At 39.9% G+C, this 20796-nt stretch carries 17 protein-coding genes; 7 read left to right on the plus strand and 10 right to left on the minus strand.

The window, feature by feature from the left end:
* Positions 1 to 92: 92 nt before the first annotated feature.
* The 3 genes from RFX69_RS00320 to RFX69_RS00330 form a co-directional block, all read right to left on the minus strand.
* Positions 93 to 2228 carry a 3-hydroxyacyl-CoA dehydrogenase NAD-binding domain-containing protein gene (locus tag RFX69_RS00320; protein WP_289332899.1) on the minus strand — a complete coding sequence of 712 codons (2136 nt, stop codon included), beginning with the start codon at positions 2226 to 2228 and terminating at the stop codon, positions 93 to 95.
* A gap of 20 nt (positions 2229 to 2248) precedes the next feature.
* Positions 2249 to 3454, minus strand: a complete 1206-nt coding sequence (locus tag RFX69_RS00325) for an acetyl-CoA C-acetyltransferase (protein ID WP_001287646.1) — start codon at positions 3452 to 3454, stop codon at positions 2249 to 2251.
* A 171-nt stretch (positions 3455 to 3625) separates the two neighbouring features.
* Positions 3626 to 4636, minus strand: a complete 1011-nt coding sequence (locus tag RFX69_RS00330) for an AraC family transcriptional regulator (RefSeq protein WP_000085721.1) — start codon at positions 4634 to 4636, stop codon at positions 3626 to 3628.
* Between the two features lie 210 nt (positions 4637 to 4846).
* On the opposite strand from RFX69_RS00330, the gene RFX69_RS00335 reads away from it, so the two are divergent.
* The 6 genes from RFX69_RS00335 (at position 4847) to RFX69_RS00360 (ending at position 12656) form a co-directional block, all read left to right on the plus strand.
* Positions 4847 to 5965 (plus strand): CaiB/BaiF CoA-transferase family protein, encoded by a 1119-nt coding sequence (locus tag RFX69_RS00335; protein ID WP_004838246.1) that lies wholly within the window; start codon positions 4847 to 4849, stop codon positions 5963 to 5965.
* Between the two features lie 155 nt (positions 5966 to 6120).
* Positions 6121 to 7353: a carbohydrate porin gene (locus RFX69_RS00340; protein WP_002001352.1), complete on the plus strand. Its 1233-nt coding sequence runs from the start codon at positions 6121 to 6123 to the stop codon at positions 7351 to 7353.
* A gap of 173 nt (positions 7354 to 7526) precedes the next feature.
* Positions 7527 to 9932 carry a glucose/quinate/shikimate family membrane-bound PQQ-dependent dehydrogenase gene (locus RFX69_RS00345; RefSeq protein ID WP_001075596.1) on the plus strand — a complete coding sequence of 802 codons (2406 nt, stop codon included), beginning with the start codon at positions 7527 to 7529 and terminating at the stop codon, positions 9930 to 9932.
* Positions 9933 to 10098: 166 nt separating this feature from the next.
* Entirely contained in the window at positions 10099 to 11742 is a 1644-nt protein-coding gene (locus RFX69_RS00350) for a nitrite/sulfite reductase (protein WP_000281766.1), read from the plus strand.
* A complete protein-coding gene (locus RFX69_RS00355) occupies positions 11735 to 12220 on the plus strand; it encodes a DUF934 domain-containing protein (RefSeq protein ID WP_000935253.1) in 486 nt (161 codons plus the stop codon). The genes RFX69_RS00350 and RFX69_RS00355 overlap by 8 nt, the downstream gene beginning before the upstream one ends.
* 82 nt (positions 12221 to 12302) lie before the next feature.
* On the plus strand, positions 12303 to 12656 hold the full coding sequence (locus RFX69_RS00360) for a multidrug efflux SMR transporter (RefSeq protein ID WP_289332900.1): 354 nt from the start codon (positions 12303 to 12305) through the stop codon (positions 12654 to 12656).
* A gap of 42 nt (positions 12657 to 12698) precedes the next feature.
* On the opposite strand, the gene RFX69_RS00365 is transcribed toward RFX69_RS00360, so the two are convergent.
* The 3 genes from RFX69_RS00365 to RFX69_RS00375 form a co-directional block, all read right to left on the minus strand.
* Positions 12699 to 13142, minus strand: coding sequence for a VOC family protein (locus RFX69_RS00365; protein WP_001176583.1), 444 nt, complete (start codon positions 13140 to 13142; stop codon positions 12699 to 12701).
* Between the two features lie 126 nt (positions 13143 to 13268).
* The gene (locus RFX69_RS00370; RefSeq protein ID WP_000129971.1) at positions 13269 to 14444 is read right to left on the minus strand and encodes a thiolase family protein; all 1176 of its coding nucleotides are present in this window, start codon (positions 14442 to 14444) and stop codon (positions 13269 to 13271) included.
* Positions 14445 to 14552: 108 nt separating this feature from the next.
* Positions 14553 to 15068: a GspH/FimT family pseudopilin gene (locus RFX69_RS00375; protein ID WP_000477156.1), complete on the minus strand. Its 516-nt coding sequence runs from the start codon at positions 15066 to 15068 to the stop codon at positions 14553 to 14555.
* Positions 15069 to 15449: 381 nt separating this feature from the next.
* Here RFX69_RS00375 and omp38 point away from each other — a divergent pair, with 381 nt between their 5' ends.
* Positions 15450 to 16481: an outer membrane protein Omp38 gene (gene omp38, locus RFX69_RS00380; RefSeq protein ID WP_057693493.1), complete on the plus strand. Its 1032-nt coding sequence runs from the start codon at positions 15450 to 15452 to the stop codon at positions 16479 to 16481.
* Positions 16482 to 16605: 124 nt separating this feature from the next.
* Here omp38 and RFX69_RS00385 read toward each other — a convergent pair whose 3' ends face one another.
* From RFX69_RS00385 to RFX69_RS00400, 4 genes are all read right to left on the minus strand, one after another.
* The gene (locus RFX69_RS00385) at positions 16606 to 16764 is read right to left on the minus strand and encodes a hypothetical protein (protein WP_000692859.1); all 159 of its coding nucleotides are present in this window, start codon (positions 16762 to 16764) and stop codon (positions 16606 to 16608) included.
* Between the two features lie 3 nt (positions 16765 to 16767).
* Positions 16768 to 17973, minus strand: coding sequence for an RtcB family protein (locus RFX69_RS00390; protein ID WP_000512696.1), 1206 nt, complete (start codon positions 17971 to 17973; stop codon positions 16768 to 16770).
* A gap of 276 nt (positions 17974 to 18249) precedes the next feature.
* Positions 18250 to 19710 (minus strand): amino acid permease, encoded by a 1461-nt coding sequence (locus tag RFX69_RS00395; protein WP_000004971.1) that lies wholly within the window; start codon positions 19708 to 19710, stop codon positions 18250 to 18252.
* 21 nt (positions 19711 to 19731) lie between these two features.
* Positions 19732 to 20745, minus strand: coding sequence for a methyltransferase (locus tag RFX69_RS00400; RefSeq protein WP_289332901.1), 1014 nt, complete (start codon positions 20743 to 20745; stop codon positions 19732 to 19734).
* Positions 20746 to 20796 lie beyond the last annotated feature (51 nt).

Here is a 20796-nt window from a genome sequence, read left to right on the forward strand (position 1 = left end):
AATCTTAAAGGTCATAAAGAAAAACCCATATAAATAAAATATATTTATATGGGTAAGGTTTATGCAATTTTTAAATATTCAAGAGCTCTAACTTATTGAATATTTTGCTTCTGCTCAGCTTTAGTTTTTAGTAACGTTGGGGGCGTGAAGCGCTCACCATATTTGGCAGCCAGCTCTTCGGCACGTTTTTGTGCTTTATCAATACCATATTGATTTAAGAATTGAATCGCTCCTCCCGTCCACGGGGCATAACCAATTCCAAAAATAGAACCGACATTGGCATCAATCACTGACTCTAATACCCCTTCTTCGTAACAACGTAGGGTATCTAAGGCTTGTACAAACAAAATACGGTCAATCATATCTTGCTCGGAGATATCATGATCTTTTTGCCAACGGTTTAAACCTTCCCATAGGTGCTTTTTACCATTTTCAGGATAATCATAAAAACCTGCGCCAGCAGCTTTACCTTTACGGTTTAATTCATGAATCAAGGTATGAATCACTTCATCTACCGGTGTTTTCGGTAACTCTTTGCCTTCAGCTTGTAGTGCCTTACGCGTTTCACTTGCAACATGCTCGGTTAAAGTTAAAGACACTTCATCTTGAATCGCAAGTGGTCCCACTGGCATGCCAGCTTTCAGTGCTGCCATTTCAATACGCGCTGGATGGACGCCTTCTGCAAGTAAGCGCATGCCTTCTTGAATAAAAGTACCAAACACACGACTGGTAAAGAAGCCACGGCTATCATTGACAACAATTGGCGTTTTTCCAATTTGCTGTACAAAGTCGTAGGCTTTAGCAAGTGTTTCTGCGGAGGTGTTTTTACCTTTAATAATCTCAACCAACTGCATTTTGTCGACAGGGCTAAAGAAATGCAGGCCAATAAATGCTTTATCATCCTTACTTGCTTGCGCTAAACCTGTAATCGGTAGGGTGGATGTATTTGATGCCATTACACCATTAGGCGCTAAGTATTGTTCAGCTTCTTGAGTGACTTTCGCTTTGAGCTCTTGGTTTTCAAATACGGCTTCAATAATTAAATCACAACCTTGTAAGTCTTCAGCAGAAGCTGTAGCCGTAATGAGCGATAAAATCTGATCACGTTTTTCTGCCGTCATGCGGCCTTGTGAAACACGTTTATCTAAGAGCTTTTGTGAATATGCTTTGCCTTTTTCAGCATTTTCAACAGATACATCTTTAAGGATAACAGGAATGCCTTTAATTGCAGTGGCGTAGGCAATACCGGCACCCATCATGCCCGCACCCAACACGCCCACTTTAGTGGCTTGCCATTTTGCAATATCGGCAGGACGGCTAGCACCCGACTTAATTGCATTTAGACCATGCCAGAAAGTGCCAATCATATTTTTAGAAATTTGGCCTGTTGCTAGTTGAGTAAAGTAGCGAGACTCGATGCGCAAGGCGGTATCGACATCAACTTGAGCACCTTCAACTGCGGCAGCCATAATCGCTTCAGGAGCAGGATAGCAGCCCTTGGTTTTGTCTTTTAACATGGCAGGCGCAATGGCAAGAACTTGTGCAACTGCCGGAGTTTTTGGATCGCCACCCGGAATTTTATAACCCTTCACATCAAAAGGCTGTTGAGATTTTGGATTGGCTTTGATCCAAGCAATCGCTTTATCTAAAAGTTCTTGTTCATTTTCAGCTGTGTCATGAATTAAGCCTAAAGATTTTGCTTTATCGACACCGAACTGCTTACCTTCCATTAAAAATGGGAATGCATTTTGAAGACCAAGCAGACGGACCATACGTACAATACCACCGCCGCCCGGTAGTAAACCTAAGGTAACTTCTGGTAGGCCAAATTTGCTTTTCGGGTCATTGATTGCAATACGGTGATGGCAACTTAATGCGATTTCCCATCCTCCGCCCAGTGCCGTGCCATTTAATGCTGCAACAACTGGAACTCCTAGTGTTTCAATCGTTCTTAGATGACCTTTTAACTTCTCAACCATATTGAAAAAGTCAGTTGCATGCTCAGGTTGAACTTGAATCAGTTCATCTAAATCACCACCAGCAAAGAAAGTTTTTTTTGCTGAGCGAAAAATAACACCTGAAAGTTCTGTTTCTGCTTTAAGTTTCTGGGTGACCTCATCAAGCGAGTCACGAAATTCTGCATTCATGGTATTGGCAGACTGACCAGTTGAATCAAGTGTCAAGATGACAATATTGTCGGCATTTTTTTCGTATTGAATTGCACTCATCTTTATATATCCCTAAATTTTTATACACGTTCAATAATGGTGGCAATACCCATACCACCGCCGACACAGAGCGTTGCTAAACCGCGTTTTTTATTTTGACGTTCAAGCTCATCAAGTAATGTACCCAAAATCATGGCACCGGTTGCCCCTAATGGGTGGCCTAAAGCAATCGCACCGCCATTTACGTTGACTTTTTCAGCAGGTACATTAAGTTCATTTATAAAACGCATCACGACAGCTGCAAATGCTTCGTTAACTTCAAATAGGTCAATATCATCAATTGTTAAACCAGCTTTTTCCAAAGCTTTGCGTGCGGCAGGGGCAGGGCCAGTCAGCATAATGGTTGGATCAGTACCGACTAATGCAGTCGCCAAAACTTTAGCGCGTGGTTTTAAGTTTTGTTCTTTCACTGCTTTTTCTGAAGCCAGTAAAACAAGAGCTGCTCCATCGACAATACCTGATGAGTTACCGGCATGATGAACATGATTTACTTTTTGTGCTTCTGGATATTTTTGCAGGGCAACAGCATCAAAGCCCATTTGCCCCATCATTTCAAAACTTGGGTTGAGCTTTGCTAACCCTTCAAGTGTGGTATTGCCTTTAATAAATTCATCTTTTTCTAAAATCACAACACCTGCGTGATCTTTGACTGGCACAACTGATTGATCGAAATAACCATTTGCTTGAGCTGCCGCTGCTTTTTGTTGTGACTTTACGGCAAAATTATCAACATCTTCTCGGCTATAGCCATCTAAGGTTGCAATGAGGTCAGCGCCGACACCTTGTGGAACAAAAGATGATTTAAGGTTGGTTTCCGGATCTAACGCCCACGGTCCGCCATCAGAACCCATTGGGATACGTGACATTGATTCAACGCCACCAGCAACCACTAAATCTTCCCAACCAGAACGAACTTTCATGGCTGCCATGTTGACCGCTTCTAAACCTGAAGCACAAAAGCGGTTAATTTGCACACCTGCAACATCATCATTCCAGCCCGCTGCAATCGCTGCTGTTTTGGCAATATCACCGCCCTGATCACCAATTGGTGTCACGCAGCCCAGAACAATATCATCTACTTTAGATGTATCGAGTTGATGGCGTTGCTGTAATTCGTTTAATAGAGTGGTGAGTAATGTGATTGGTTTTACTTCGTAAAGAGAGCCGTCTTTTTTTCCTTTTCCGCGTGGTGTGCGAATGGCGTCAATAATATAAGCCTCGCTCATAACAGTTCCTTTTTTTATTACTTAAACTTTGTCGTGTTTTTGAGTGTACTGTTTTTAAGAGGGAGTGCAATGACGATAAGCGCACCAGTCAGGTGATGATTTTTGCCAATGGCGATACAAAAAAGCCCAAGTTGAACTTGGGCTAAATGTGAAACTAAAGAGATTTAAGAATTAATGGTAACCATGGAGCTGGCGATATAGACCGGGAGTAACACCAGTCCACTTTTTAAATGCACGGTGGAATGTACTGGTTTCACTAAAACCAACTTGCTGAGCAACATCTTCAAGTGTTAACTCAGGATTGAGTAATAAATGAATCGCAGCATCTCGGCGTAAAGCGTCTTTCACGCCCTGATAGCTTTTACCTTCGGCAGCTAGGCGGCGGCGTAAAGTTTGCGGAGATAAATACAACATTGATGCAACGTCATTGAGCGTTGGCATTTCTTCACCAATTTGGCTTTTGAGTACTTCACGAATACGTGAAGTCAACGAATTGGTATTTTTGAATTTTACTAAAAGCTGAGCAGGGGCTGCTTTTAAGAATTCTTCTAATGTTTTTTCATCTTGGCGAATTGGTAAGTCAAGATAATCAGCCGCAAAGGTTATTTCGGTACGCGGTGCGTCGAATTGCATAACCGGCGCAAAGAATAACGCGTCATATTCATCTGCATGTGCAGGACGTGGATAGCTAAAATGAACACGTTCTAATGGTAAGCGACGTTCAATCAGCCATGATGCCAATCCATGCCAGATCATGAGCATACTTTCAGTAATGAAATGATCCGGATCTAATGTTTTTGGAATGAGAGGTACTAAACGTGCTTCGTGTTTGTCACGCTCCAGTGTTACTGACCATTCATCACCAAATAATTTGTAAAATTGAGATGAAAGTTCAAGGGCTTGGCCCAAGGTTTTTGCATGAATAATCAACTGACACATAATGGCAAAAGTGCCCAAACGACGCGGTTGTACATCGAAACCGACGTGTTCGTCTTGTGTGACCATCCATAACATTTTTATAAAACGGGTATATTGTTCTGGTGAGATTCGAGCTTTAGGTTGACGTAATAGTTCCGCTTCGATACCCACATGTGAAAGTAACGTCTCGACATCCATGCCAAGGCGCTTTACGCCTGTCAAAGCCGCATTCACGAAGTGGATGCTAATCGTATCGCGACTCATATTGAATCCTTCAGTCTCTTTGATGTTCACTTTAAATTGACCTAAATGACCGTCTAAAAAAATAAATTGGCGATTTACAACAGTGTAAAAGCACTTTTTACATGTTAAATTGCCGAAATGATCAAGGTAAATGGCTGAACATGACATTGTTTTAGAATATTTGCTTAACTAATATAAAAGAAAATTCGAATAATAGTGGTTAAAAAAACGATGACGACTGCATTAAATGGACTTAAAGTTCTCGATTTCTCGACGCTCTTACCTGGACCTTTCGCCACAATGTATTTAGCCGATATGGGGGCAGAAGTCATCCATATTGAATCTCCATCACGTCCAGATCTCATTCGGATTATGCCGCCCTATGCAAATGGGCAGGCGACTGCACATAGTTATCTAAACCGAAATAAGCAGTCGATTGTTCTCGACTTAAAAGATGCTGCAAGTATTGATCTGATTAAAGCCAAGATTTCTGAATTTGATATTGTGATTGAGCAGTTTCGGCCAGATGTCATGCGCCGTTTAGGGCTGGACTATGCCACTCTTGCAGAAATTAACCCGCGTTTAATTTATTGTTCAATTACAGGTTATGGCCAAACTGGAAGTTATAAAGATCGGGCGGGACACGACATTAATTATTTAGCCTTAGCTGGTATTGCTGGGTATAGCGGCCGACAAGATAGCGGCCCACCACCGCTTGGTATTCAGGTTGCCGATATTGCTGGTGGTTCATTACATGCAGTCATTGCGATCTTGGCTGCTGTAGTTGAACGTAGCCGTAGCGGTATAGGTCAATATATTGATATTTCCATGACGGACTGTGTTGCGAGTCTAAATAGCATGGCAGCTTCAGCCACGCTTGCCGCACAAGTTGAACAGGCGCCCGAGCAGGGGATGCTCAATGGTGGGATTTTTTATGACTATTATATGACGCAAGATGGCCGTTATTTTTCTATCGGTAGCCTTGAACCACAATTTATGGCAGGTTTGTCTGCGGCATTAGACTTACCTGTGTTATTACAAAAAGGTGCGTCATTAGATGAGCAAGATCGACAGGAAGTTAAGCAAGCCATTCAAGAAAAAATTAAAGCCAAAACATTTAAAGAATGGCATGAAATTTTTGCAAATCTCGATGTTTGTGTAGAGCCCGTATTGAGTTTAAGTGAAGCTTTAAATTCACCGTTAGCACAACAACGTGGATGGATTGTGAATGTTCCTTTGCAAAATAATACGCCAGATACAGAACCACAAATTGCATGCCCAATTAAGTTTTCACGTTCGCAAATGCGATATTCCTTTGTAGGTCAAAAACTTGGCGAAGGGCAGTGGTGAGGTTAAGGGGCTATTTCTTATACAGTATGTATTGAAATTATTATCTGAATAATCAATTGATTAACATTTTGAATAATTTCTTTACATAAAATTAGCGTAACCTTTATAAACAAAGACATAAAAGGTTCGTAAACATGAAAACGCATAAATCTTTGATGGTTTCCTGTTTATCCGTTTTATCAATTACTCTTTTTGTTCAGCATGCACAAGCTGCTGCTGCATTTGACCCAAATGGTTCTTGGATGTTGGGTGATTGGAACGGGCAACGTACAGCGTTGCAAGCACAAGGTTATGATTTTTCTTTTGGATATACCGGTGAATATGCCGGTATTTTAGATTCCAAACAAACATCTACACACGGTAGTGCTTATACAGGGCAACTTGCTTTAGGTTCTCATTTGGACCTAGGTAAAATTTTAGGGTGGCAAGATACAGAAGCTCAAATCACATTAACTTATCGTGATGGGCAATCGCTTTCTGAACATTCTCCAGCATTGGCTGGGCACCAAAGTTCTGTTCAAGAAGTGTGGGGCCGTGAACAAACTTGGCGTTTAACAGATTTATGGATCAAGAAAAAATTCCTTGATCAGAAGTTAGATGTTAAAGTGGGCCGTTTTGGTGAGGGTGAAGACTTTAATAGTTTTGACTGTGATTTCCAGAACTTGGCACTTTGTGGTTCACAAGTGGGTAACTGGGTAGGCGATCAGTGGTATAACTGGCCAGTTAGCCAATGGGCAATGCGTGTCAAATATAACTTGCAACCTGATTTATATACACAAGTGGGTGTATATGAATATAACCCTGAAAACTTGGAACGTGGCAAAGGCTTCAACCTAAGTACAGATGGTTCTCACGGTGCAATTATTCCAGCAGAAGTAGTTTGGTCACCTAAATTAGGTGTGCAAAGCATGCCTGGTGAATACCGTTTAGGTTATTACTATAGTACTGCCGATGCCAAAGAAATTGCAGATTCAACTAAAACATCTCATAAGCAAGGTGTTTGGGTAACTGCAAAACAGAAATTATTCCAGCCAGCTGATCAAACTGACCGTGGTTTAACAGGGTTTGTGAACCTGACTTTCCACGACTCAGATACCAACAAAGTTGATAACATGCAAAATATAGGCTTAGTCTATAAAGGTTTGCTCAATCAACGTCCTCAAGATGAGTTGGCACTTGGTGTTGCTCGTATCCATATCAATGATGATTGGAACGATGTTCAAGCCAAAGAATACGACACCGAATATAATACCGAGCTTTACTATGGTATTCATGCCACTAACTGGCTAACTATTCGTCCAAATGTGCAATATGTTCGTCATGTTGGTGCATTAAAAAATGGTGATAACACTTGGGTAGGCGGTATTAAGTTCTCAACTGCATTCTAAGTAATTATTCCGAAAACGGATTGTCGAGGGCTAAATCATTGATTGAAGTATCCTGACCTTCCGTTTTTTTCTTTATGCCTGAATTTTGTTTTAGACGTATTGGTGATGTCATTTTTCTATAAGTTTTTTGGCACATCTTTCCGATAAAAATGATGATTGATAAGAGGTGGTTTATGAATCAACCTTCTTCAAGATCAGGTTTAACGACTTTTACCGTAATTATTATTGGGTTATTGGCGTTATTCCTGCTAATTGGAGGTATTTGGCTCGCTACACTAGGCGGTTCAATTTACTATATTGTAGCTGGAGTCTTACTTCTCATTGTTGCATGGCAACTCTACAAGCGCGCTTCTGCTGCTTTGTGGGTTTATGCCGCATTAATGCTAGGTACTATTATCTGGAGTGTCTGGGAAGTTGGAACAGACTTTTGGGCGCTTGCACCACGTTTAGATATTTTAGGTATTCTTGGTTTATGGTTATTGGTTCCGGCTGTAACTCGTGGAATCAACAACCTTGGATCAAGTAAAGTTGCCTTATCTTCAACTTTAGCAATTGCAATCGTGTTGATGGTTTATTCTATCTTCAATGATCCGCAAGAAATTAATGGTGAAATCAAGACACCTCAACCAGAAACTGCTCAAGCCGTTCCGGGTGTTGCAGAGAGCGACTGGCCTGCTTATGGTCGTACTCAAGCTGGTGAACGTTATTCTCCATTGAAACAGATTAATGACCAGAACGTAAAAGATCTGAAAGTTGCCTGGACATTCCGTACTGGTGATTTCAAAACAGATAATGACTCTGGCGAAACAACCAATCAGGTTACACCAATTAAAATTGGTAATAACATGTTTATCTGTACGGCTCACCAGCAGTTAATTGCGATTGACCCAGCTACAGGTAAAGAAAAATGGCGTTTTGATCCGAAGCTTAAAACGGATAAATCGTTCCAGCATTTAACTTGTCGTGGTGTAATGTATTACGATGCAAACAACACAACTGAATTTGCGACAAGCTTACAAACTAAAAAGTCGACTTCAACTCAATGTCCACGTAAAGTCTTTGTTCCAGTCAATGACGGACGTTTAGTTGCTGTAAATGCTGACACAGGTAAAGCATGTACTGACTTTGGTCAAAATGGTGAAGTGAATTTACAAGAATTCATGCCATATGCTTATCCAGGTGGTTATAACCCAACATCTCCAGGTGTTGTTACTGGTTCAACAGTGGTTATTGCCGGTTCAGTTACCGACAACTATTCAAATAAAGAGCCATCAGGTGTTATCCGTGGATATGACGTAAACACTGGTAAGCTTCTTTGGGTATTTGATACTGGAGCAGCAGATCCAAATGCAATGCCAGGTGAAGGTACAACCTTTGTTCATAACTCACCAAATGCTTGGGCACCTTTAGCATACGATGCCAAACTTGATATCGTTTATGTTCCAACAGGTGTAGGTACTCCAGATATCTGGGGTGGTGACCGTACCGAGTTGAAAGAACGTTATGCAAACTCTATGTTAGCGATTAACGCTTCAACAGGTAAATTGATTTGGAACTTCCAGACAACCCATCACGATTTATGGGATATGGACGTACCGTCACAACCATCTTTGGCAGATATTAAAGATAAATCTGGTAAAACTGTTCCAGCAATTTATGTCTTGACCAAAACAGGTAATGCCTTTGTTCTTGATCGTCGTAATGGTCAGCCAATTGTTCCTGTAACTGAGAAACCAGTTCCACAAACAGTTAAACGCGGACCACAGACTAAAGGTGAGCATTATTCAAAAACTCAGCCATTCTCTGATTTGAACTTGGCACCACAAGATAAATTAACTGATAAAGACATGTGGGGTGCTACTATGCTTGATCAGCTTATGTGTCGTGTGTCTTTCAAACGCCTCAATTACGATGGTATTTATACGCCACCATCTGAAAACGGTACTTTAGTTTTCCCTGGTAACTTAGGTGTGTTTGAATGGGGCGGTATGTCAGTTAACCCTGACCGTCAAGTTGCTGTAATGAACCCGATTGGTCTGCCATTCGTGAGTCGTTTAATTCCTGCTGATCCAAACCGTGCGCAAACTGCAAAAGGTGCGGGAACTGAGCAGGGTGTACAGCCAATGTATGGCGTACCTTATGGTGTTGAAATCAGCGCATTCTTATCTCCACTTGGTTTACCTTGTAAACAACCTGCTTGGGGATATGTTGCTGGCGTAGATTTGAAAACTCATGAAGTCGTTTGGAAAAAACGTATTGGTACAATTCGTGACAGTTTACCGAACTTGTTCCAGTTACCAGCTGTAAAAATTGGTGTTCCTGGTTTAGGTGGTTCTATTTCTACCGCAGGTAATGTCATGTTTGTTGGTGCAACTCAAGATAACTACATCCGTGCGTTTAACGTAACGAATGGTGAGAAACTTTGGGAAGCGCGTTTACCAGCAGGTGGACAAGCAACACCAATGACTTATGAAATTAATGGTAAACAATATGTTGTAATTATGGCCGGTGGTCATGGTTCATTTGGTACAAAAATGGGCGACTATTTAGTGGCTTATGCATTACCAGATAACAAATAAAAGTTTGCTATCAAAAAAGCCCGGATTTATCTGGGCTTTTTTTATGTCAATTTAGATTAAAGCTTATCAATAAAACCGTTATTAAATATGCAAAAAAAGCATTTTATTGATGAATAAAAGCTCGCTATGCTATCCGCCTTAATAATGAATCTACTAGCCATACGCCATGTATTTATATACCGATTTCGATCAGCAGCTGATTAATCAACGAGTTGCTCAGTTCCGCGATCAGACAGAGCGCTATTTAGCGGGCAAACTTTCTGAAGATGAATACCGCCCATTACGTTTGCAAAATGGTTTATATGTGCAACGTTATGCACCAATGCTACGTATTGCTGTGCCGTATGGCTTAATGAACTCAAAACAATTACGTAAAATTGCTGAAGTATCAACTCAATATGACCGTGGCTATGCACACGTATCTACGCGTCAAAATATTCAGCTAAACTGGCCTGCACTTGAAGATGTGCCAGAAATTTTAGCTGAACTCGCAACTGTACAAATGCATGCCATTCAAACCAGTGGTAACTGTATTCGTAACACGACTACTGACCAGTATGCAGGTGTAGTTGCTGGTGAAATTGCTGATCCACGCCCAACATGTGAATTGATTCGTCAGTGGAGTACATTCCACCCGGAATTTGCATTCTTACCACGTAAATTTAAAATTGCCGTTTCTGCACTTGAAGAAAAAGACCGTGCAGCAACAGCATTCCATGATATTGGTGTGTATATCGTGCGTAATGAAGCAGGCGAGATGGGCTACAAAATCATGGTGGGTGGTGGTTTAGGCCGTACTCCGATTATTGGTAGTGTCATTCGTGAGTTTTTACCACGTGAAGATTTAATTGCTTATTTAGAAGCAGTTTTACGTGTTTATAACTTACATGGCCGTCGTGATAACAAGTATAAGGCGCGTATCAAAATCTTGGTTAAAGCATTAACGCCTGAAGTATTTGCACAGAAAGTTGAAGCTGAATTTGAACACACACGTGAAACATTAAAAATTCAGCCAGAAATCTTGAAAAAATTAGACGAAGAGTTCACGCCGTTTGATTATCAAGATTTAGAAGATGAAGACTTTACAGCTTTATTTGCTGAGCATCCAAAATTCAAACAATGGTTCAATATCAATACGCATGCACATAAAGTAAAGGGCTATCGTATTGTTACGATTTCTTTAAAACGTGCAGGCATCGCACCGGGCGATATGACCACTGAAGAAATGAACTTCATTGCAGATCTCGCTGATAAATATACGTTTGGTGAACTTCGTACGACTCACGAACAAAACATTGCTTTAGCAGATGTACCTCAAAAAGATTTGTTCGATGTATGGCAAGCGCTTGAACAACACAACATGGCTCGTGCGCATATCGGCTTTATTACCGATATTATTAGCTGCCCGGGTGGTGATTTCTGTTCACTTGCAAATGCGAAATCAATTCCTATTGCTGAAGCGATTACACGCCGTTTTGAAGATTTAGATAAAGTTTATGATCTTGGTCATTTAGACTTAAATATTTCTGGCTGTATGAATGCTTGTGGCCACCACCATGTGGGGAACATCGGTATTTTAGGTGTAGATAAAAAAGGCGCTGAGTTCTATCAAATTACATTAGGTGGTAATTCAGACCATGATGCTTCAATTGGTGACATCTTAGGACCATCATTTGCAGCAGAAGCCGTGCCTGATGTCATTGAAGAAGTATTAAATACGTATCTTGATTTACGTACTGAAGGTGAGCGTTTCGTTGATACATATCGCCGTGTAGGGATTCAACCATTTAAGGAGCGTGCATATGCTTAATACAGCTCTACCTGTGCTTTATAAAGATGGCACGATTGCAGATAATACTTATCAAATCATTGCTGAAGATGGTGTGATTCCTCGAGGTGACGTTGTTTTAACAACAGCACAGCTCGATCAACTGGCGAACATTCAAGGTAAAAAAGCTTTGTATGTGACTGTGAACGATTCACCAGAAGATCATACATTCCCACTTAGTGAACTTGATGCAATTTTTATCGAGTTCGCAGGTTTCGGAGATGGGCGAGGTTATTCATTCGCTGCATTATTACGTCGCCAAGGTTTCCAAGGTGAACTACGTGCAACAGGTGATGTATTTAAGGATGTCTTAAATTATTTAAAACGTTCAGGTTTTGATAGTTTTGTCATTAAAGAAGGTAAAGATGTGCAAGAAGCTGCTGCTGGTTTGCAAGACTTTACTCATCCTTACCAAGCTTCAACAGCTGTGCCAAAAGCAAGTTATCAAACTGGTGCTTAAATAGCTTCTAAGTGAAAAGGCTGAACTCAGGTTCAGCTTTTTTTATAAATAATTTTTTAAATAAATGAATTGAAGAATAAGAATGTTCGCTTTAATTTCAAACATAAATCCTGGTGCTTGGTGGTTAATATTCGCTATTGCGACGGATGTACTTTCAACCTTTTATTCAGCTAAAGGCAATGGATTAGTTAATAAAACTGCTCAGGGGATTGCTCTAGTTTTGTATATTATCTCTTTTGCATGTGCTGCTATTGCTTTGAAATATATGCAAGCTGGAATTTTATATGTGTTGTGGTCTGGGGTGGGGGTATTGGCGACCGCTTTTCTCGCAAAGATTTTTCTTGGGCAAAACATTGATGTCGCAGGATGGATTGGGATTGGTTTTATTACAGTCGGCTTAATGATTATTGCGCAATACTCTAATATCGATGTTTAAAGCCCTTATAGAAACACTGAGATCTCTATAAGGGCTAAAGAATTAAGTATCTAACTGGCAGTTAACCATCCATTTGACACCAAATTGATCAGTAAAAGCACCGTATAAAGCGCCCCAGAACGTTTTTTCTAGTGGCATTTCAATTTTGCCATTTACAGATAAGGCATCAAAAAGTTGCTTTGCCTTTTCTTGCTCATCTTTTTCAAGGTTAATTGCAATGTAATGATTATTACCCTGAGTAAATACACTATTTGGTGTACAGAATTGATCAATGACATCTGATGCCATGAGTACAGTGTATTCGTTAATCGGCAGGGAAACATGGAGCACTAAATTTTTTTGAGCTTCGGATAATGTCACACCGTCATTAGGCGGCATATCGCTATAGCGGCTCAGCATGGCAAATTCACCGCCGAATACTGATTTATAAAAATTAAAAGCTTGCTCTGCCTGGCCTTGAAAATTGAGATAGTGATTGAGTTGCATTGTTATTGTCCATTGTTGTTTTCATTTAGAAGAATAAGTTAAAACGGAAAAGAGATTTTGTGGGTCATTTTTTGTAGTTTTTTCATAAAAAATCCCACCGAAGTGGGATTTTAAAAAAAGCTTTAATTAAAGAATTTCGATGGCAACAGCTGTTGCTTCACCACCGCCGATGCAAAGAGCAGCGACACCCTTTTTACCACCAGTACGTTTAAGCGCATGAATAAGCGTAAGAATAATACGAGAACCTGTCGATCCTACAGGGTGACCAAGTGCACATGCCCCACCATGAATATTGACTTTTTCTGGATCAAGTTTGAAATCATCAATTGGGCACATTGTAACCATCGCAAATGCTTCATTAATTTCCCAAAGGTCAACGTCCTGAGCATTCCAACCTGCTTTTTTAAGTACTTTTTCAATAGCGCCAACAGGAGCAATTGTAAATTCTGAAGGATGTTGAGAATTTGACGCTGTGGCTATGATTTTTGCAAGTGACTGTAAGCCGCGCTGTGCTGCAACTTCACTCGATGTTAAAACTAGTGCAGAAGCACCATCAGAAATTGAACTCGCGTTTGCAGCAGTAATTGTACCGTCTTTTGCAAAAGCTGGTTTAAGAGATGGGATTTTATCAATCTTGGCATTTAAGGGTTGTTCATCCTGATCGACAATGACATCCCCTTTACGGGTAGAAACAGTAACAGGTACAATTTCATCTTTGAAGTAGCCTTCAGTAATCGCAGTTTGAGCACGTTTTAAAGAACGAATTGCAAAGTCATCCATTTGCTCACGAGTATAACCACGTGTATTTGCCATATCTTGAGCAAATGAACCCATTAAACGACCAGTTTCAGCATCTTCTAAGCCATCAAAGAACATATGGTCTTTAATTTCACCGTGGCCCATACGGTATCCCGCACGTGCTTTGGGTAAGACATAAGGCGCATTGGTCATCGACTCCATACCACCGGCAACTACAATTTCAGCACTTCCTGCTTTAATCATATCAGCCGCTTGCATTACCGCCTTCATGCCTGAACCACAAAGTTTATTAATTGTCACAGCTCCTGTTGAATCAGGTAAACCTGCTTTACGCATGGCTTGACGAGCAGGGCCTTGCTTTAAACCCGCTGGTAATACGCAACCCATAATGACTTCTTCGACATCTGTAGGCTGTAAACCTGCTCGTGCGATTGCTTCTTTAATTGTTACTGCTCCTAGTTCAGGAGCAGTTAGTCCTGATAGTGATCCTTGAAAACCACCCATAGCAGTACGAGCACCATTAACAATTACGATGTCAGTCATTGTTGTAATCTCCGATTGTTCTTAATCTCAAAATAAGAAATGTTTAAAACCTAAGCAGTATATTGCAAAATGAAGAACGGGTTAGCTTCTGCATTAGACTGTAGAGTTCTAACAATTTTTAAGCTCTTCTAAGCGCACATGGCCCATTTTGCTAAGAATTAATTTAAAGTTTTTAAGCTGGTCATAAGAACAATAGATAAAACTGCCATTCGACTCGATGGGTAATCCAGAACTACCTTGAAAAATAATACTATTTTGTTTTTTTCCAAAACGTTGTAATTTCATAGAACCGTAGTGATGGTTAAGATCTATAGAGGTCAATAATTCTTCATTTAAATCATGCTGTAGATTACGGTTATTATCTACAAAGCTGATTACGCGGTTATCCCAATTCGTATTGCAGACCAATTGATCAGAACTTGGACAAAGTACAACATTCTTATGCCTAATAATTGCGTCATATTTGGCTTTTTGTATATGAATTGTGAGTATACGCGGCGTATTTTTTAGTTCTACAGATGCCATAAATTGATGGTATAAAGGAATGGCTATAACTGACATAATCACAAGAATTACGAGTGTTATAGTGAGCTCAACTGTAGTAAAACCAGGAGATTTAAACATTAAAAAACCTTAATATATGTATAAATAGAGCAATTTTATGTTTTCTGACAATGATTTATATTATTTTTTATAATGAGGAAACACAAAATTAAATAAGGGTTATCAGTCGGCTAGAATACTGGTAAAATCACGGCAAGCGAAACAAAGAAGTTGTTCATATTTGCTAGTTGGGTAAAAAATTACCGAATTACAACGGAAATTGTAAGTAATTTTGTCAATAATTTACTTGATTAAAATTATCAAGCACTTGGAAAGTCTATCAAGTGTTTGTATGATTCAAATGTGAATAGCTTAAAAATAATACTGGGGTAAAAAAATATCTCAGGGGCCAATAAATTTAGGCTGAGCTTGAACAACAATTGTTATCTCTGGAGGATATCCATGAAATTGAGTCGTATTGCACTTGCTACTATGCTTGTTGCTGCTCCATTAGCTGCTGCTAATGCTGGCGTAACAGTTACTCCATTATTGCTTGGTTACACATTCCAAGATTCTGAACATAACAACCATAAATTAACTGATAGCCCAGAGCTACAAGATGATTTATTTGTTGGTGCAGCTCTTGGTATCGAGTTAACACCATGGTTAGGTTTCGAAGCTGAATATAACCAAGTTAAAGGTGATGTAGACACGAACTATGGTGAATATAAGCAGAAACAAATCAACGGTAACTTCTATGTTACTTCTGATTTAATTACTAAAAACTACGATAGCAAAATCAAACCTTACGTATTGTTAGGTGCAGGTCATTATAAATATGATTTTGATGATGCTCGTTTAGCTTACCATGATGGTGAAGAAGGTACTTTAGGTAACGCTGGTGTTGGTGCTTTCTGGCGCTTAAATGATGCTTTATCTCTTCGTACAGAAGCTCGTGGTACTTATAACTTTGACGAAAAATTCTGGAACTATACAGCTCTTGCTGGCTTAAACGTAGTTCTTGGTGGTCACTTGAAGCCCGCTGCTCCTGTAGTAGAAGTTGCTCCAGTTGAACCAACTCCAGTTGCTCCACAACCACAAGAGTTAACTGAAGACCTTAACATGGAACTTCGTGTGTTCTTTGATACTAACAAATCAAACATCAAAGACCAATACAAGCCAGAAATTGCTAAAGTTGCTGAAAAATTATCTGAATACCCTAACGCTACTGCACGTATCGAAGGTCACACAGATAACACTGGCCCACGTAAGTTGAACGAACGTTTATCTTTAGCTCGTGCTAACTCTGTTAAATCAGCTCTTGTAAACGAATATAACGTTGACGCTTCTCGTTTGTCTACTCAAGGTTTCGCTTGGGATCAACCGATTGCTGACAACAAAACTAAAGAAGGTCGTGCTATGAACCGTCGTGTATTCGCGACAATCACTGGTAGCCGTACTGTAGTAGTTCAACCTGGTCAACAAGCTCAATAATTTGAGTTCTTGAACAGTAAAAAAGCGACTCGCTAGAGTCGCTTTTTTTATGGCGATTTTTAAAATATTTGGTCATTTGTAAATCTCCTGATTCATAATCTCTTCCCATCATTACTTAAAATAGTTACCAAACACCTTTCTTCAATTGCTGTTTAGTATCTTGTCTATTTCTACGATGTTGAGCACGAGGTTTTTCTGTTTCGTGCATACCACCTTTATGAAGTAGAGGGGATAGAGCCACTTGATTACGGACCTTAATTTTCGGCATTTCTTTAATTTTCATGTCTTAACCTTTAATACATAAAACTTGTTTAAGAGTATGAACGACTTCAATGAGATCTGCTTGATTGGCTATAACCTCATCAATATCTTTATAGGCACTAGGAATTTCATCGACTACATCACTGTCTTTACGGCATTCAATCCCTTGTGTTTGTTCAATCAAGTCTTGCTGATTAAAAAGAACTTTTGCTTTGCTTCGGCTCATTTTGCGGCCAGCTCCATGAGAACAAGAACAAAAAGATTCAGGGTTTGCTTTACCTTTAACAATATACGAGCGTGCTCCCATAGAACCTGGAATAATTCCTAACTCATCTAAACCTGCTCGAATTGCCCCTTTTCTTGTAACAAAAAGGTTTTCACCAAAGTGTGTTTCTTGACTCACATAGTTATGGTGACAATTGATTGCTTCTTTCGTCATTTGAAAAGAAGGTAGAAGAGGGCGAATTGCTTCTAATATTAATCGCATCATTTCTTTACGATTTTCAAAAGCATATTCTTGAGCCCACTCTACTGCTTCTACATAATCATTAAAGCTTTGCGAGCCTTCAGCAAAATAACTTAAATCTTTATCAGGCACGTGCCCAAAGCGATGTTGTGCCTCTTTCTTGGCTAACTCAATAAAATAAGTACCTATGACGTTACCAAGACCTCGGCTGCCCGAATGGAGCATCACCCATATATCTTGATTTTCATCAATACATAACTCTATAAAGTGATTACCGCCGCCTAAAGTACCCAACTGTTTTTGCCATGTTGCCTCAAACTGACGAAGCATTCGGACAAGACCCGGATGCTTTTTAATAATAGGTTCTAAGCGTTTTTCAAGTGGAATAATGCTAGAAGCTTTCGCTTTGACTTGTTTGTGCAAAGCAAATCCAACCGGCACTTTCCGTTCAATGGCGTCCCGCAAGCGGCTTAAGTTATCTGGAAGTTGTGAAGCTTTCAGGCTCAAACGAATAGCATTCATTCCGCAGCCAATATCTACTCCCACTGCAGCTGGAATAATGGCATGTTTAGTAGGAATGACGCTGCCTACAGTTGCACCTTTTCCAACATGCACATCAGGCATAACAGCAATATGAGAATATATAAATTGCAGTTGTGCCATTTTCTTGAGTTGTTCAATACTTTCACTATCTATGTCTTGAGTGAAAATTTTAACGGGGACACCATATTGTGCCTCTTCGTTTAATATCTTTTGTATGCCCATAATTATTCTCTTATTTATTGTCCGAATAGGCATAAAAAAACCTAGCGAATGCTAGGTTTTAAATTCGAGCATTCGGACAAGTGAATTAAATTTGTACACTTGTCCGTGAGCTGACATCGTGCCAAATCGTTACTGTGTTTTACCTTGTAGTATTGGCATGATGTCCTCCTTTTTTAAAAAGTGCCGTTGAAAATCTGAACGGCATTTTACCTGTTTTTAACTAAAGATCAAGTTTTTGACCTTTGATAAGCGCTGATTAATTACTTGAACTCAGTATTAATCTTGCTCTGGTTTTACATCCATTTGATCGTAAGGGATTAATTTAGTTTTATTTTTCCATTTATATCCAAGCCAGATTACTAAGAATAAAGGCAAGCTGATATAAGTAGAAAGTAAGCCAATCCAGTCAATTTTACCGCCTAAAACCGCTTGGTAGTTTTGTCCTAAAATAATGACAGAACAGAGGATAAAGGCAAACCAAGGTGCGAATGGGAAAAACTTAGCGCGGTATGCAAGATCTTCTAATTTATAACCTTGAGCAATATAACCTTTACGGAAACGATAATGCGAAATTGCAATACCTAACCAGACAATGAAACCACACATTCCTGACATATTGAGGAGCCAGTTAAAGACTTGCTTTTCTCCGATAAAAGTCGTTAAGAAGCAGAATGCAGCAATGAATGTAGTTGCATATAACGCATTCATTGGAACACCACGATTATCGAGTTTTGCAAACCATTTTGGTGCACGGCCTTGTTGCGCCATATCAAATAACATACGGGTAGAAGAGTACATGCCCGAGTTACCTGCCGACAAAATAGCAGTCAAAATAACTGCATTCATTAAGCTTGCAGCAAAAGCAAAACCTACTTTTTCATAAAGTAAGGTGAAAGGAGAAAGAGCAATATTTTCTGTTGCTGCTGCTTGTAATAAGTTTGGATCATCATAGGCAATTAGGGTGCCGATAATGAAAATACACAAGATATAGAATAATAAAATTCGCCAGAAAATCTGTTTAATTGCAAGCGGAATCGTCTTCTTCGGATCTTTTGATTCACCCGCTGCAACACCCACCATCTCGGTTCCCTGAAATGAGAACCCGGCAATCATGGCTACCCCAATCATGGCTTGTAAACCACCTACGAATGGTGCCTCTTTATAAGTCCAGTTGCCAAAAGTTGCTACTCCTGGTGTCAACATAATCTTAATAATCATGGCGATACCAATAATAATAAAGGCAACAATGGCAATTACTTTAACCATGGAGAACCAGAATTCACTTTCACCAAATCCTTTTACGGTCATCGCATTAATCATAAAGATAATGACGAGAAAGAGGGCGCTCCAATAGAATCCGGGAACATCTGGGAACCAGAATTTCATAATAAACTGTACGGCAACGAGTTCAAACGCAACCGTAATTGCCCAGTTGTACCAGTAGTTCCAGCCTAGAGCGAAACCAAAACCTTCTTCGACGTAGCGACTTCCATAGGTAAAGAATGCACCGGATGTTGGTGTGTGTGTCGCAAGTTCACCTAAACTGGTCATTAAGAAGTAAATCATAATACCAATGAGGGAGTAGGCGAGTAACGCCCCGCCTGGACCTGCATTTGCAATCGTTGACCCAGAAGCAAGGAAGAGACCTGTACCAATGGAACCACCAATGGCGATCATATTCAGATGACGAGCCCCAAGCTTACGCTGGAGTTTTTCAGGAGCATGTGTTTCGCTCATGGAGATTCCTTACATAGTTTGTTATGCACAGGCATATAACACCTTAAAGCCTTGAAGATCAGTTTTAATCTCACACTGACCAAAGTGCTTCTCAATTAAGATCGGATAGTTTAAAAAACGGTTCGCTACAATCCATAGCTCACCTGATGCCTTTAAATGTTTTTTAGCGTTCTGGCAGAGTCCTTCACTTGCATCATAGTTGGTATGAATACCCTGATGGAAGGGAGGATTACTGACAATGGCATCAAGTTCTGTTGGGGCGTCTGCAATTCCTGTAACAGGCTGCAATCTCAACTGGTCTGAACCTATTCCATTTCGACTAAAAGTCATTTCCGTTGACTGTAAAGCGAAGGCATCAATATCTAGGGCATGGATAATATTACTTGAATTTGCTTTTGCCAAATAGCAACTGATAATTCCAGCTCCACACCCGAAGTCGGCAATTCTACCTGATTTCACCTGATTTAGATAAGGGAGTAAAACAGCAGTTCCGGCATCTAGATGAGTTTGGCTGAAAACGCCAGGTAAGGCACAAATGGTAAGTTCTTGCTCATTTACTTGAACAGTATAGGTTTTTAACCAGCTTTCAAGAGGTTTGATCTTTTCAATTTTCTCAATTTTTAAATGCCATAACTGACAATGTCGGGCACTATCAAGTTTAAGTATTGTGCCAAAGTTTTGTAGTTGTTTGGCAGCTCTCTCAACACCACCTTTTTTTTCACCTACTAAAAAAACTGATTGGTCAGTTTTCAGATGGCTCATCACTACATGCAATATATAGTTTAAAAGCTCTTTTGATTTTGGAACAAAAATTATAGCCTGATCAAATTCTTGTGATGGAAACTCAACCGAGAAATGAGCTGGTGTGCCTGTATTCACAAAACCCTGATAGTCAGCATAATTCCATGTCCAGACTGATGCATCAATCTCAGTTGATAATTGACTGACTAGGGCGTCATTCGGTGCATTAATTAACAAGACCCTACCTTTTAAATAGTCTTGTTGTCTTAATATCACTTCACTTCTAGGGTCCATGTACATCTCTCATGAAGAAGAATGCCCAGTGAAAACTGGGCAGTAATCAAA

This window comes from Acinetobacter sp. 148 (assembly GCF_031196675.1).
GTDB classification, from domain to species: domain Bacteria; phylum Pseudomonadota; class Gammaproteobacteria; order Pseudomonadales; family Moraxellaceae; genus Acinetobacter; species Acinetobacter baumannii.